Source organism: Nocardioides sp., assembly GCF_050246775.1.
GTDB lineage: Bacteria > Actinomycetota > Actinomycetes > Propionibacteriales > Nocardioidaceae > Nocardioides.
Genome location: NZ_JBFWVK010000001.1, coordinates 2,004,229 through 2,018,066 on the forward strand (window position 1 = coordinate 2,004,229; position 13,838 = coordinate 2,018,066).

The 13,838-nt window shown below is 69.4% G+C and carries 13 protein-coding genes; 7 read left to right on the plus strand and 6 right to left on the minus strand.

Annotation, left to right across the window (positions count from 1 at the left end; genetic code table 11):
- Nucleotides 1–93: 93 nt before the first annotated feature.
- Nucleotides 94–2,673 (plus strand): ATP-dependent chaperone ClpB, encoded by a 2,580-nt coding sequence (gene clpB / locus AB7I40_RS09505; RefSeq protein ID WP_428347202.1) that lies wholly within the window; start codon nt 94–96, stop codon nt 2,671–2,673.
- 19 nt (nt 2,674–2,692) lie between these two features.
- Here clpB and AB7I40_RS09510 read toward each other — a convergent pair whose 3' ends face one another.
- Complete coding sequence (locus AB7I40_RS09510) at nt 2,693–3,433, minus strand: ABC transporter permease (protein ID WP_428347203.1); 741 nt, start codon at nt 3,431–3,433, stop codon at nt 2,693–2,695.
- Between the two features lie 16 nt (nt 3,434–3,449).
- Nucleotides 3,450–3,848, minus strand: coding sequence for a hypothetical protein (locus tag AB7I40_RS09515; RefSeq protein WP_428347204.1), 399 nt, complete (start codon nt 3,846–3,848; stop codon nt 3,450–3,452).
- A 234-nt stretch (nt 3,849–4,082) separates the two neighbouring features.
- Here AB7I40_RS09515 and AB7I40_RS09520 point away from each other — a divergent pair, with 234 nt between their 5' ends.
- Complete coding sequence (locus tag AB7I40_RS09520) at nt 4,083–5,102, plus strand: hypothetical protein (RefSeq protein WP_428347205.1); 1,020 nt, start codon at nt 4,083–4,085, stop codon at nt 5,100–5,102.
- A gap of 3 nt (nt 5,103–5,105) precedes the next feature.
- Here the strand turns inward: AB7I40_RS09520 and AB7I40_RS09525 are convergent, their stop codons facing one another.
- Nucleotides 5,106–5,864: a class I SAM-dependent methyltransferase gene (locus AB7I40_RS09525; protein WP_428347206.1), complete on the minus strand. Its 759-nt coding sequence runs from the start codon at nt 5,862–5,864 to the stop codon at nt 5,106–5,108.
- A 3-nt stretch (nt 5,865–5,867) separates the two neighbouring features.
- Complete coding sequence (locus AB7I40_RS09530) at nt 5,868–7,031, minus strand: pyridoxal phosphate-dependent aminotransferase (protein WP_428347207.1); 1,164 nt, start codon at nt 7,029–7,031, stop codon at nt 5,868–5,870.
- A gap of 32 nt (nt 7,032–7,063) precedes the next feature.
- On the opposite strand from AB7I40_RS09530, the gene AB7I40_RS09535 reads away from it, so the two are divergent.
- A complete protein-coding gene (locus AB7I40_RS09535) occupies nt 7,064–7,720 on the plus strand; it encodes a class E sortase (RefSeq protein WP_428347208.1) in 657 nt (218 codons plus the stop codon).
- On the opposite strand, the gene AB7I40_RS09540 is transcribed toward AB7I40_RS09535, so the two are convergent.
- On the minus strand, nt 7,721–8,407 hold the full coding sequence (locus AB7I40_RS09540; protein ID WP_428347209.1) for a DedA family protein: 687 nt from the start codon (nt 8,405–8,407) through the stop codon (nt 7,721–7,723).
- Between the two features lie 40 nt (nt 8,408–8,447).
- Between AB7I40_RS09540 and AB7I40_RS09545 the strand changes: the two genes are divergently transcribed.
- The gene (locus AB7I40_RS09545) at nt 8,448–9,140 is read left to right on the plus strand and encodes a TrmH family RNA methyltransferase (protein ID WP_428347210.1); all 693 of its coding nucleotides are present in this window, start codon (nt 8,448–8,450) and stop codon (nt 9,138–9,140) included.
- Between the two features lie 66 nt (nt 9,141–9,206).
- Complete coding sequence (gene fbaA / locus AB7I40_RS09550; protein ID WP_428347211.1) at nt 9,207–10,238, plus strand: class II fructose-bisphosphate aldolase; 1,032 nt, start codon at nt 9,207–9,209, stop codon at nt 10,236–10,238.
- Here fbaA and AB7I40_RS09555 read toward each other — a convergent pair.
- A complete protein-coding gene (locus AB7I40_RS09555) occupies nt 10,231–11,709 on the minus strand; it encodes a DHA2 family efflux MFS transporter permease subunit (RefSeq protein ID WP_428347212.1) in 1,479 nt (492 codons plus the stop codon). The genes fbaA and AB7I40_RS09555 overlap by 8 nt on opposite strands.
- A 60-nt stretch (nt 11,710–11,769) precedes the next feature.
- On the opposite strand from AB7I40_RS09555, the gene AB7I40_RS09560 reads away from it, so the two are divergent.
- Together AB7I40_RS09560 and lysS are read left to right on the plus strand one after the other, a co-directional pair.
- Nucleotides 11,770–12,183, plus strand: a complete 414-nt coding sequence (locus AB7I40_RS09560) for a DUF3151 domain-containing protein (protein ID WP_428347213.1) — start codon at nt 11,770–11,772, stop codon at nt 12,181–12,183.
- Nucleotides 12,184–12,264: 81 nt separating this feature from the next.
- Nucleotides 12,265–13,722 (plus strand): lysine--tRNA ligase, encoded by a 1,458-nt coding sequence (gene lysS / locus AB7I40_RS09565; RefSeq protein ID WP_428347274.1) that lies wholly within the window; start codon nt 12,265–12,267, stop codon nt 13,720–13,722.
- Nucleotides 13,723–13,838 lie beyond the last annotated feature (116 nt).

Sequence of the window (13,838 nt, forward strand, 5' to 3'; positions counted from 1 at the left end):
AGTTGAGTGGAATGCACTCAACTTTGATGGTGTTGTGCCAAGTGAGGGCGAAGGACCCTCGACGCACTGGAACCAGGCTGAAAGGTTGGATGCATGGACGCAGCGAAGTTCACCACGAGGAGTCGTACGGCGGTCGAGACCGCCCAGTTGCTGGCCACGAAGGCCGGCAACACCCAGACCGAGCCGATCCACCTGCTGGTGGCGCTCCTGCGTGAGCCCGACGGCATCAGCCGCACCCTGATCGCCAATGCCGGGGTGGACGCCGCCGCGCTCACCGCCCGTGCCGAAGGGGTCATGGAGGCGTTGCCGCAGGCCAGCGGCGCGACCGTCCAGCAACCCGCCGCCTCCGCTGCGTTGACCCGCGCCCTGGCCTCGGCGATGGACCTGGCGTCCTCGATGAAGGACGACTACGTCGCCACCGAGCACCTGCTGATCGCCCTGGCCTCCGTCGAGAGCAGTGCCCAGAAGCTCCTGCTCGACGCAGGGCTGCGCGAGAGTGGGTTGCGCGAGGGCCTCACCGCCGTGCGGGGCAACCGTCGGGTCACCAGCCCGGAGGCCGAGTCGACCTACGAGGCGCTCGAGAAGTACTCCGTCGACCTCACCGAGTCCGCCCGCGAAGGGCGTCTGGACCCGGTGATCGGCCGGGATGCCGAGATCCGTCGCGTCGTGCAGGTGCTGAGTCGACGTACCAAGAACAACCCGGTCCTCATCGGCGAGCCCGGCGTCGGCAAGACCGCGGTCGTCGAGGGCCTGGCCCAGCGTGTGGTCGCCGGCGATGTGCCCGACTCCCTGAAGGGCCGCCGCGTGCTCAGCCTCGACCTGGCCGCGATGGTGGCGGGCGCGAAGTACCGCGGCGAGTTCGAGGAGCGCCTCAAGGCCGTCCTGGAGGAGATCAAGGACGCCGGCGGGCAGATCATCACGTTCATCGACGAGCTGCACACCGTGGTCGGCGCGGGGGCCGGCGGCGACTCGGCCATGGACGCCGGCAACATGCTCAAGCCGATGCTCGCGCGCGGTGAGCTGCACATGATCGGCGCCACGACCCTCGATGAGTACCGCGAGCGGATCGAGAAGGACCCTGCGCTGGAACGCCGCTTCCAGCAGGTCTTCGTCGGAGAGCCCAGCGTCGAGGACACCATCCAGATCCTGCGGGGCATCCAGGAGAAGTACGAGGCCCACCACGGCGTGCGGATCACCGACGCCGCCCTGGTGGCGGCCGCGACGTTGTCGGACCGCTACATCACCGGCCGTCAGCTGCCGGACAAGGCCATCGACCTGATCGACGAGGCCTCGTCGCGCTTGCGCATGGAGATCGAGTCCTCACCCGAGGAGATCGACCAGCTGCGCCGACAGGTCGATCGGCTCAAGATGGAGGAGTTCGCTCTGGCCAAGGAGAGCGACGCCGCGTCTGCCGACCGCCTGGTGAAGCTGCGCGCGGACCTGGCCGACCGGTCCGAGGAGTTGCGCGGGCTCGAGGGTCGCTGGGAGCGCGAGAAGGCCTCCCTCGAGGGCGAGGGAGAGCTGCGCCGGGCCCTCGACCAGCTGCGCATGGAGGAGGAGCGCTACCTGCGCGAAGGCAACCTGGAGGCCGCCAGCAAGATCCGCTACGAGTCCATCCCGTCATTGGAGGCCAAGCTGGTGGCGGTCGAGGCCGCCGAGAAGTCCGATTCCCAGCCTCTGGTCGGGGAGGAGGTCGGCGCCGAGCAGATCGCGGAGGTCGTCGAGGCCTGGACCGGCATCCCCACCGGACGCATGCTGCAGGGCGAGACCGCCAAGCTGCTGGAGATGGAGTCGGTCATCGGTGAGCGGCTGATCGGGCAGAAGGGTGCCGTCAACGCGGTGTCCGACGCCGTACGTCGCTCCCGCGCAGGCATCTCGGACCCCAACCGCCCGACGGGCTCGTTCCTGTTCCTGGGTCCGACCGGCACCGGCAAGACCGAGCTGGCGAAGGCGTTGGCCGACTTCCTGTTCGACGACGATCGCGCGATCGTGCGCATCGACATGAGTGAGTACTCCGAGAAGCACTCGGTCTCCCGCCTGGTCGGCGCCCCGCCCGGATACGTCGGCTACGACGAGGGCGGTCAGCTGACCGAGGCCGTACGCCGCCGGCCCTACAGCGTGGTGCTGCTCGACGAGGTCGAGAAGGCGCACCCCGAGGTCTTCGACATCCTGCTGCAGGTGCTCGACGACGGGCGCCTGACCGACGGTCAGGGACGCACGGTGGACTTCCGCAACACGCTCCTGATCCTGACCAGCAACCTGGGTTCGACGTACCTCGTGGATCCGTCGTTGTCGACCGAGGTGAAGCACTCCTCGGTCATGGCCGTCGTGCGTCAGCACTTCAAGCCCGAGTTCCTCAACCGGCTCGACGAGGTCGTCATGTTCGACGCCCTCACCAAGGACGAGCTCACGCACATCGTGGACCTGCAACTGGCGTTGCTCGAGCAGCGGCTGGCAGTGCGGCGGATCACCATCACGGTCACGCCGGCAGCCCAGGCGTGGCTCGCCGAGACCGGCTACGACCCGGCGTACGGCGCCCGCCCGCTGCGGCGCCTGATCCAGACCGCGATCGGCGACCCCCTGGCCAAGCTGCTGATCAGTGGCACGATCACCGACGGTGGCGGAGTCACGGTCGACGTGAGCGAGGGCGGGTTGGTGCTCACCCCCATGTGATCGGGCAGCTGCGGCCCGCTCAGCGAAGAAGGTACGGCGAGCGTCCCGCGAGCCGGGTGACCACGATGCTCGTCACGGTCATGGTCAGGGCGATCCCCACCAGCACCACCAGCTGGAACTGGGCGGCCTCGGCAGGGCTGGCCCCACCGAACAGCGCACCGACGAAGGCGCCGGGCAAGGTCACCAGGCCGGTGGACTTCGTCTGGTCGAGGGTGGGCAGCAGCGACTCGCGCGCGGCCTCGCGACCGATCTCCCCATGCGCTCGGGCCGGGGTGGCGCCCAGCGAGAACCACGCCTCGATCTCGTCGCTGCGGGCCCGGCACCCGCGCAGGAAGGTGCGTCCCGCCAGCGTCGCGGCCGTCATCGAGTTGCCGATGATGATGCCTGCCACGGCCACCACGTAGCGCACCTGCACGTCGACCAGACCCAGTGCCAAGATCACCGCCAGCGTCGTCGACGCCCCGGCGAGCACCCCCACGGCGGCCGTTCGCCGACCATGCCAGAGACCATCGAGCCGGCCGGCCGCTGTCCACGATGCCGTCGACAGCATGAGCACCACGAAGAGCGCCACCGTCCACGGCACCGCCAGGATGCCCCGCAGCAGCAGTGCCACAGCTGTCAGCTGGAGGCTCGCGCGCAGGATGGCCCACAGTGGGAACCAGCCGATCCCGGTGCCCGCCCAGCGCCCGGCTGCCACGGTGAGCAGGGTCATGGCCAACAGCCCCGCCCCGAAGGGCGCGTAGTCGACGACCGAGCTCACGCCTGCATTGTGACCGCTAGAGGGGAAGCCTCTGCGATGGCACCCGGATTCCGGCGCCGCTGGGCACCGGCGAACGCCGACGCGGCCGATCCACGCGCTCCGGAGCAAGCACGCCCTGCCACCGCTGCACCCGGCGTCGTTGCCACCAGTTGCCCTCGCGCCACGTGACCGTGACGACGTTCCAGCTCGGCAGGCTCGGGTCCGAGCTGTGTCGTGGCAACCGGACCGCGGTGCCGGCCGCGATCTCGCGGAACGTGAGTCCGCCGTAGATGAACTGCACCGAGGTGCCGCGGCTGACTTCGACCTGCACCTCGACCGCGTTGTCCTCCCCCTGATGTGTGAGCACGGCGAAGCCGGTGCTCGATGTCTTGTCGATCCTCCAACGCACTGCGTGTGCGTTCCCCTGAGTCTTCATGTTGTAACGCCCCCCGACGTCTTCCCACCTGGATGTACGGCAACCACCGCGTTGTGGGCACCTGCCAATTGAACCGCGAGACAGCCCAGATCCCATCCCCCGCGGACGATATCCACCCCGATGGACGGTCGGGGCACACGAATTCGTCACCAAAACTGACCCATTTGGGCGATTTCGTTGTTGCGCGCCAGGGGCCAGCCGCGCCCGGGTTGCCCCGGGTGGTCAAATGGAGTGGTGACCGAGTCGAAGTTGATCCGCCCCAGCCAGGTGACCATGGCTGGCTGGATGGTGATCGTGGGTTCGGTCATCGTGGTGCTGACAGCTTTCGAGCAGCTCGGTTCCTTCCACACCCTCGAGGTGCGCGAGCAGGTGGAGAAGTTCTTGGGCGAGCCACCCGGCGAGGGGCTGGGCATGTCCACCGACACAGCGCTCCTGTTGCTCCGGGTCCTGGCCATGGTCGCTGCCGGCTGTGCCACGGCGGCCGCGGTCCTCGGCTGGCACGTCCTGCACCGGCACCGGCCCTCGCGGATCGCCCTGACCGTCGTGGCCGTCCCGCTGTTCATCTCAGGCGTCGCCACGGGTGGCTTCTTCTCCTCGCTGGTCGCAGCTTCGGCTCTCCTGCTGTGGTCCCGCCCGGCCCGCGACTGGTTCAACGGCGTGACTCGGGCCCGGCCCGAGATCGTGCACCCGTCCGGTGCGCGCGAACCCGGGCACTGGTCCCAGGCCCCGCCGCCGACCGAGCCGGCGCCGTACGTCGGTTTCGGCGCGCCCCTGCCCCCTGCTTCGCGGGGGATGCTCGACTCCGTCCGGGCGCGCCCCGACCAGGTGCTGTGGGCCTGCGTCATCAGTTGGGCCTTCTGCACCTTCACTGCTGTCCTGCTGCTGTTCGCACTGGTCACCCTGCTGGTGGACGGCAGCCGCCTGCTCGACGAGGCGCTCGCCCAGAACCCGAATCTCGACACCTCCGGGATGCCCGAGCAGACCCTGCTGGTCGGGGTGGGACTGATGCTCGTCGGGCTGCTGGTCTGGGCGGCATTGACCAGCATCGCGACCCTGTTGGTCTGGCGCGGCCGCGAGTGGGCGCGGATCGCCATGGTCATCTCCTCGGGGGTCGTCGCCGGCCTGTCCGTGGTGGCCTTGGTCAGCAGCTTCGTGACGCTGCCCCTGCTCATCGCGGCCGGAGTGGTCATGCGGCTGCTGCTCAGCAGCAAGGCGATCGCGTGGTGTCGCCGCCCGGCCCCGCCCCGCGCCTGAGGATCACGCGCGGGCGCGCATCGTCCAGGCCGTTGCCTGGATCTCGAACGGTGCCTTCGGCAGCCGTTGGGTGCACAGCTCCTGGAGACGAGCCCTGCGCTCCTCGGAGAGGCCGGCCACGTAGTCCCCGGACGGGCCGACGCCCAACGTGAACGGTCCCCACCAGTCCTCGACGGTGTCGCACCTGACCGCCACGGTCAGGGCACCTCCCGACGGAGCCGTCAGCCCGGCCTGGCTCGCCAGCTGGACCAGGTGGCCCTGCGTCGTGCCCGGCAGCTGTGCCTCACCGGGGGCGTCCGGGTCCAACTCGGCCACTGCGTCCCAGAAGGGCGACAACGGGCCCTGTCCGCCTGCGTGGTCCCACACGCATGCCGCGACCACGCCCCCGGGGCGGGTCACGCGGCCCATCTCACGCAGCCCCGCCACCGGATCGCTCATGAAGTGCACCACGAGCTGGGCGAGGGCCAGGTCGAAGGCGTCGTCCGGGTAGGGCAGGTCCTCGGCGGCGCCCGAGGTGGTGGAGACGTCCGGGAACCTGGCTGCGGTCGCCCGCACGAACGACTCCGACGGGTCGATCGCCGACACCGACCCTGACCCCAGCCGGTCCACCAGCACTGCGGTCAAGGTGCCCGGCCCACAGCCGACATCCAGGACCCGGTCCCCGGGCTGCACGTCGACGAAGTCGGCGAAGGCGATCGCCAGCGGGTCGGCCCATCGCCCCATGAACCGGGAGTAGTTCTCAGCGGTGACCTCGAAGCTCACCTCTCAACGATAGGTCAGATCCGCCGCTCCGAGGCGGCGCAGACCTTCCTCGATGACCGATCTGTCCTTGCAGAAGGCCCAGCGCACCAGGTGTCTCCCGGCCTCGGCGTCGTCGTAGAAGCCCTGCACCGGGATCGCCACCACACCGGCGCGCTCGGGCAGCGCAAGGCAGAAGGTCCGGCCGTCGGGCCAGCCCAGGTGAGCGATGTCGGTGATGGCGAAGTAGCTGCCCTGCGGCAGCGGTGCGGGCAGGCCGAGGGAGTCCAGGCCGGCACACAGCAGGTCGCGTCGGGCCCGGAGGTCCTCGGCCAGCCCGAGCGGCCAGGCCTGCTCGGTGTCGAGAGCCGTTGCGACAGCTGACTGCAACGGCCCTGCCGAGGTGAAGGTCAGCCACTGCTTGGCCGCCAGGACGGCGCCCACCAGGTCCGCCGGCCCGGTCGCCCAACCCACCTTCCAGCCGGTGAAGGAGTAGGACTTCCCGACGCTCGAGATGGTGAGGGTCCGCTCGGCCATGCCAGGCAGGGTGCACAGCGGAACGTGCTCGACGTCGTAGGTGAGGTGCTCATAGACCTCGTCAGTGATCACCACGAGGTCGTGGGCGATGGCCAGCGCCGCCACCGCCTCGAGCTCGGTCCGGTCCAGCACCGTGCCCGTGGGATTGTGCGGGGTGTTGAGCAGCACGAACCTGGTCCGGTCGGTGACGGCGGCCGCGAGCGCCTCGATGTCGAGACGGAACGCAGGCGCGCGCAGCGTCACCGGACGGCGTACGGCGCCGGCCATCTGCAGCACGGCGACGTAGGAGTCGTAGAACGGCTCCAGCACCACGACCTCGTCACCCGGGTCCACCAGACCCAGGATGGCCGCGGCGACGGCCTCGGTCGCCCCGGTCGTCACGACCACTTCCGAGTCCGGGTCCAGCATGACGCCGTAGTGGCGCTCCTGGTGCCGCGCGACGGCGGCGCGCAGCTCAGGCCGGCCCGGACCCGGGGCGTACTGGTTCTCGCCGCCCTCGAGGGCCCGCTCGGCCCGCCGGATGGCCGACGTCGGCCCGTCGGCGTCCGGGAAGCCCTGGCCGAGGTTGACCGCACTCGTGCGCACGGCGAGGGCCGACATCTCAGCGAAGATCGTCGGCGCGATGCCCTGCAGCCGTCGGGCGACTCGTGTCATGCCGCCGACACTAGTGGGCGACAATGTCCGCCATGTCTGACAAAGCGCGGCGTCGCCGCTGGCAGTCCCGTCTGGGCTGGCTGCTCATCGTGTGCGGCCTGGGACTCATCGGGTACGTCGCCTGGCAGTTCTACGGCACCAACATCGTCTCCGCGCGCAAACATCGCGAAGTGACCACCTCCCTGCAGGAGCAGTGGAAGGCGGGTGAGGACTTCGCCGCCGTCGATGAGATGAAGGCTGACGCCCTGCTGCGCGTCCCGCGCTTCGGCAAGGACTACGTGGTCCCCATCCTGCAGGGCACCAGCGACGACGTACTGGCCTCGGGCGTCGGGCACTTCACCGAGACGGCGTCGGTCGGCCAGGTCGGCAACTACGCGCTGGCCGCCCACCGGGTCACCCACGGCGAGCCCTTCCGGGACATGCCCGACCTGGAGGTCGGTGACGAGGTCCAGATCGAGACCCGGACCCGCATCTACACCTACGTCCTGACCAGCGGGGGTGATGCCCTGGTCGTGCCGTTCACCAGCACCTGGGTGCTCGACCCGTTGCCGACGAACCCCGATGGCGGCATCCAGCCGGCCCAGAAGCCCGGTCAGAAGCTGATCACCCTGACGACGTGCTCGGAGCTGTTCCACACCGACAACCGGATGATCGCCTTCGGCCGCCTGGAGTCGACGGAGAAGAAGTAGTCAGTCCGCGACCTTGGCCGAGGGACGCCGGTGCCGCCACCACTCGAGGGCCACCGGGATCACCGAGAGCGCGAGGAGCAGCAGGATCGCGTAGTCGATGTTGGTCTGCAGCCAGTCGCCGATCGGGCTGGTGCCGAGGAAGTAGCCGAGCAGGGTGATCGTGGTGACCCACAGCACCGCGCCGATGGCGCTCCACACGAAGAAGCGGCGCCGATCCATCTGGGTGACCCCCGCGACCACCGTGATGAAGGTGCGCACGAACGGCACGAAGCGACCGATCACCAGCGCCTTGTTGCCGTGCTTGGCGAAGAAGGTCTCGGTCTGGTCGAAGTACTTGCGCTTGAGGATGCGCCCCTCCCGCTCGTAGAGCGGAGGGCCGATCCGTCGGCCGATCTCGTAGCCGGCCACGTTGCCGAGGAACGCCGCCAATGTGAACAGCGTCAGGGCGGCGATCAGGTCGAAGGAGTGGTGACCGCCGAAGATGTCGATCTGCTCGGTGGCGATGAACAGCCCCATCGCGAACAGCAGGGTGTCTCCGGGCAGGAACGGGAAGAACAGCCCGCACTCGACGAACACGATGGCCAGGCTGATCCAGAAGAGCTCCTGACCGAACTGCTCCAGGAGCCAGGTGGGGTCCATCCAGTTCATGCCCAACAGCAGGGGCTGGAGCTGGAGCAGCGAAGTCACGGGCACAACCCTAACTGGCCTGCGGTTACGCTCGCGTGTCATGGGACTCGAGGGTGAGATGGAGCAGCGGGCGCCGTACGACCCGATGCCCCACGGGCCCGCAGAAGTGGGCGTCGGGCCCTGGGTGGGGCCGCTGCCCACGGAGCCCTGGTACGACGCCGAGCTGCTGGCCGCCGGGGACCGCCGCAACGTGGTGGACCGGTATCGCTACTGGAGCATGGAGGCGATCGTGGCCGACCTCGACGAGCGCCGCCACGACTTCCACGTGGCCATCGAGAACTGGCAGCACGACTTCAACATCGGGACCATCGTGCGCTCCGCGAACGCGTTCCTGGCCGCCGAGGTGCATATCGTCGGCAATCGCCGCTGGAACCGGCGCGGGGCCATGGTCACCGACCGATACCAGCACATCCGGCACCACGCGAGCGCCGCCGACCTGGCCGCCTACCTGCACGGGATCGACGTCCAGCTGCTCGGCATCGACAACCTCCCGGGCTCCGCCCACCTCGAGACGATGACGGTCCCGCGGCGCGTGTGCTTCCTCTTCGGCCAGGAGGGGCCAGGACTGTCCACGCAGGCGCACGAGGTCTGCGACGGCACGTTCTCCATCGCCCAGTTCGGCTCGACCCGCTCGATCAACGCCTCGGCGGCCGCGGCCATCGCCATGCACTCCTGGATCCGAACGCATGCCGACCTGTCGGGTGCCGGTGACGTGCCCGCCTGGCGGGGATGAGACGACCGCCCGGTAGCCACTAGTGTGGTGAGCCTCGCACGCCTGCCCCGCTTCTCAGGAGATCGCATGCCCATCGCCACCCCCGAGGTCTACGCCCAGATGCTCGACGCCGCGAAGGCGGGATCCTTCGCCTACCCCGCCATCAACGTGTCGTCCTCGCAGACGCTGAATGCCGCGCTCAAGGGCTATGCCGATGCCGGCTCCGACGGCATCATCCAGGTCTCGACCGGAGGCGCTGACTACCTCTCCGGCCCGTCGGTCAAGAACATGGTCACCGGGTCGGCAGCCTTCGCGGCCTACGCCGCCGAGGTCGCCAAGAACTACCCCGTCAACGTGGCGCTGCACACCGACCACTGTCCCAAGGACAAGCTCGACGGTTTCGTCCGACCGCTGCTGGCGATCTCCGCGGAGCGGGTCGCGCGGGGCGAGAACCCCCTGTTCCAGTCCCACATGTGGGACGGCAGCGCCGTACCGCTCGAGGAGAACCTGCAGATCGCCGAGGAGTTGCTGGCGCTGTCCGCGGCGGCCCACATCGTGCTCGAGATCGAGGTCGGCGTGGTCGGTGGCGAGGAGGACGGCGTCGAGGGCGGTGCCGGCGACAAGCTCTACAGCACCGCCGAGGACGCCCTGGCGACGGTGGCCGCGCTCGGGACCGGCGAGAAGGGTCGCTACCTGACCGCCCTCACGTTCGGCAACGTGCACGGCGTCTACAAGCCAGGCAACGTCAAGCTGCGCCCCGAGATCCTCAAGGAGGCCCAGGAGGCCGTCGTCGCCCAGTTGGGGCTCGAGGCGGGGTCGCTGCCCTTCGACCTGGTCTTCCACGGTGGATCGGGGTCGCTGCCGGAGGAGATCGCGGCCGCGGTCGACTACGGGGTGATCAAGATGAACGTCGACACCGACACGCAGTATGCGTTCACCCGGCCGATCGCTGCCCACATGTTCACCAACTACGACGGTGTGCTGAAGGTGGACGGCGAGGTCGGCAACAAGAAGGCCTACGACCCGCGCGCCTGGGGCAAGGCCGGCGAAGAGGGCATGGCCGCTCGCATCGTCACCGCGTGCGAGAACCTGCGCTCGGCAGGCACGTCGCTCAGCTGACCTGCTTCAGGTGGCGCGGTGTCGCGAAGAACAGCACCGCGATCAGGCCGATGAGCAGGACGGCCGGCGGCAGCAGCATCGACTGAGCCATCGCATGGCTGAACGGTCCCTGGACGGCCGCGGGCAGGGCACCGCCCGCGGCCTCCGCCGATCCCGCCGAACCCATCCCCGGAAGGTTGGCGGCCAGGCGGGAGTCCATGAGGACCGCGATCGCGGCCGCGCCCAGCACGGCACCGAACTGACGGGTGGCGTTGTAGACACCTGCGCCGGCGCCGGCCTCGCGCATCTCGAGGTTGCGGGTGGCGGTGGCGCTCAAGGGCGCCCAGACACCGGCGTTGCCGAGCCCGAGCAGGGCCATCGGTAGCAGGATCTCCCAGGTCGCACTGCCGGGCGTCATCACTCGCGACAGCCACACCAAGGAGGTCACCGTGAGCCCGAAGCCCGCACCCGTCAGGATCCGGGGGTGGATGGTGTCGGTGAGCTTGCCGACGATCGGCGCCAGACCCAGCGTGACCAGTGCCATCGGCACCAGCAGCAGGGCCGCACCGGTCGGGGAGAGGCCCCGGACGAGCTGGGCGTAGAGCATCAGGGGGATCGCCATGGCGGTGATGGCGAACCCCATCGTGGTGATGCCGACGTTGGCCAGCGAGAAGTTGCGGTCCCGGAAGAGCCGCAGCGGCACGAGCGGCTCGCGGGTGTTGCGGGCCTGCCAGAGCACGAACAGGCCCATCACGGCGATGCCCGCCGCGATCAGCGACCAGATCCCCGTGCCCCAGTCGTGCTGGTGGCCCTCCTGGATGCCGAACACGAGGGCGAACATGCCGAGCCCGCTGAGCGCGACGCCGAGCCAGTCGAAGCGGTGCGGGTTGGTGGGCAGCCTGGGCACCAGGCGCCAGGCCAGCACGAAGCCGAGGATGCCGACCGGCACGTTGATGATGAAGATCCACTCCCAACCGAGTGAGTCGACCAGCACGCCGCCCAGGATCGGCCCGACGAGCGTGGCCACACCGGCGGTGGCGCCCCACAGGGCCATCGCCTGGCCACGGCGCTCGGCGGGGAAGATCCGGGTGATGGTGGCCATCGTCTGCGGGGTCATCAGAGCGGCACCGAGGCCCTGCACCACCCGCGCGATGATCAACTGCTCGATGGTCCCGGTCAGACCGCACCACAGCGAGGCCAGGGTGAAGACGGTGAGTCCGATGAGGTAGATCCGCTTCTGGCCGAACCGGTCACCGAGACGACCGGTGATGAGCACGGGAACCGCATAGGCCAGCAGGTAGGCGCTGGTCACCCAGACCACCTCGTTCACGCCGGCCCCGAAGTCCTCGATGATCGCCGGCGTCGCGACCGACACGATGGTCGAGTCCACCAGGATCATGAAGAAGCCCAGGCACAGCGCGAAGAGCGCCGGCCAGGGGTTGAGCTCGTGCGGCGCCTTCGCGGGCGCGTCGGTGTCGAGAGTGTCGGCCATGGAAGTAGTCAACACCTGACCGCCGACATCGATTCCTCGCCGCTGACCTACGCTGGCGCCATGAGCCACTTCGACCTGATGGCAGGACCGCCGCCCACCCACCTGCCCGTTGACCCCGCTGCCGCCGAACTCGCAGGCGGGGCCGACCCGGTCGACGTCGTACGCCACGCGCCGGCATCTCCGTGGGCGTGGGCGGCGCTCGCCGCCCAGGCGAAGGAGCAGGGCGCCGACGACGTGACCGTCTACGCCTACTCGCGGGTCGGCTACCACCGCAGCCTCGACATGCTGCGCCGCAACGGCTGGAAGGGCCACGGCCCCGTGCCGTGGGAGCACGAGCCGAACCGCGGCTTCCTGCGCAGCCTCGCGCTGCTCGCGCAGTCGGCCAAGGCGATCGGCGAGGAGTCCGAGTGGGAACGCTGCTCGGAGTTCCTGCGTGACTCCAGCCCTGCCGCCTACGACGAGCTGCTGGGCTGAGGCCAGCGGCTCGCACCGGCTCGGTATCCTTCGCGGGTGAGTGACACCCCCGGACAGCCCGAGCTCGACCTCTCCGACCAGATGAAGGTCCGGCGGGCCAAGCGGCAACGGCTCCTGGACGAGGGCAAGCAGGCCTACCCCGTCTCGGTCGCCCGGACGCACACGCTGGAGGAGGTGCGTGAGCAGTGGGGGCATCTCGACACCGGCGAGGAGACCCAGGACGTCGTCGGGGTGGCCGGCCGGGTCATCTTCGTGCGCAACACCGGCAAGCTCTGCTTCGCGACCCTGCAGGAGGGCATCGGGACCCGGCTCCAGGTGATGCTGAGCCTGAGCGAGGTCGGTGAGGACGCCCTCGCCGACTGGAAGGCGACCGTCGACCTCGGGGACCACGTGTTCGTGGAGGGCCGGGTGATCTCCTCCAAGCGCGGCGAGCTGTCGGTGATGGCCGCCCGTTGGGAGATGGCCTCCAAGGCACTGCGACCGCTCCCTGTCCTGCACAAGGACCTCTCGGAGGAGTCCCGGGTCCGTCAGCGCTACGCCGACCTCGTGGTCCGCCAGGAGGCCCGCGACATGGTGCGCAACCGCTCCCGGATCGTGCGCGCCATCCGGGCCACGCTCGAGGAGCGGGGCTACGTGGAGATCGAGACGCCGGTGCTCCAGCTGATCCACGGTGGTGCCTCGGCGCGACCCTTCCGCACCCACATCAACGCCTTCGACCAGGAGATGACGCTGCGCATCGCGCTCGAGCTCAACCTCAAGAAGGCGGTCGTCGGCGGGGTGGACAAGGTCTTCGAGATCGGCCGCATCTTCCGCAACGAGGGCTCCGACTCCACTCACAGCCCCGAGTTCACGATGCTCGAGGCCTACCAGGCCTACGGCGACCAGCGCAGCATCGCCGAGCTGATGCAGGCGATGTTCCTGGCCGCGGCCGACGCCCTGGGCAGCCGGCAGGTCGAGACGCCAGCAGGGGTCGTCGACCTCGACGGTGAGTGGCGTTGGCTGCCCGTCTACGACGCGGTCAGCGACGCGGTGGGCGAGGTCATCACCCCCGACACCGACGTGGAGACGCTCCGAAGCCTCATGCAGGCCAAGGAGCTGGCCTTCGACCCGTCCTGGGGCGCCGAGAAGCTGGTGCTGGAGATCCTCGGCGAGCTGGTGGAACCCACCCTGCTGCAGCCGACGTTCCTCTACGACTACCCGCCGTCGGCCCAGCCCCTGGCGCGCGAGCACCGTGACGACCCGCGGCTGATCGAGGCCTGGGACCTCATCATCGCCGGGGTCGAACGCGGCACCGGCTTCACCGAGCTGATCGACCCCGTGGTGCAGCGCGAGGTCCTCACGGCACAGTCACAGCTCGCTGCCGCGGGCGATGCCGAGGCCATGCAGCTCGACGAGGACTTCCTGCGCGCTCTGGAGTACGGCGCCCCGCCCATGGGGGGCCTCGGCCTGGGCATCGACCGCCTGATCATGCTCTTCACCGGTGCGAACATCCGGGAGACGATCCTGTTCCCGCACCTGCGACCGGAGTCGCGCTCCTGAGGGCCAGAGCCTGAGGCCCAGAGCCTGAAAAGGCGGGAGGCGCCGGATCCGTTGAATCCAGCGCCTCGCGCTTCCCGAGCCACCCCCCGGCAGTCACATCCCCCGCGGTGGGACCG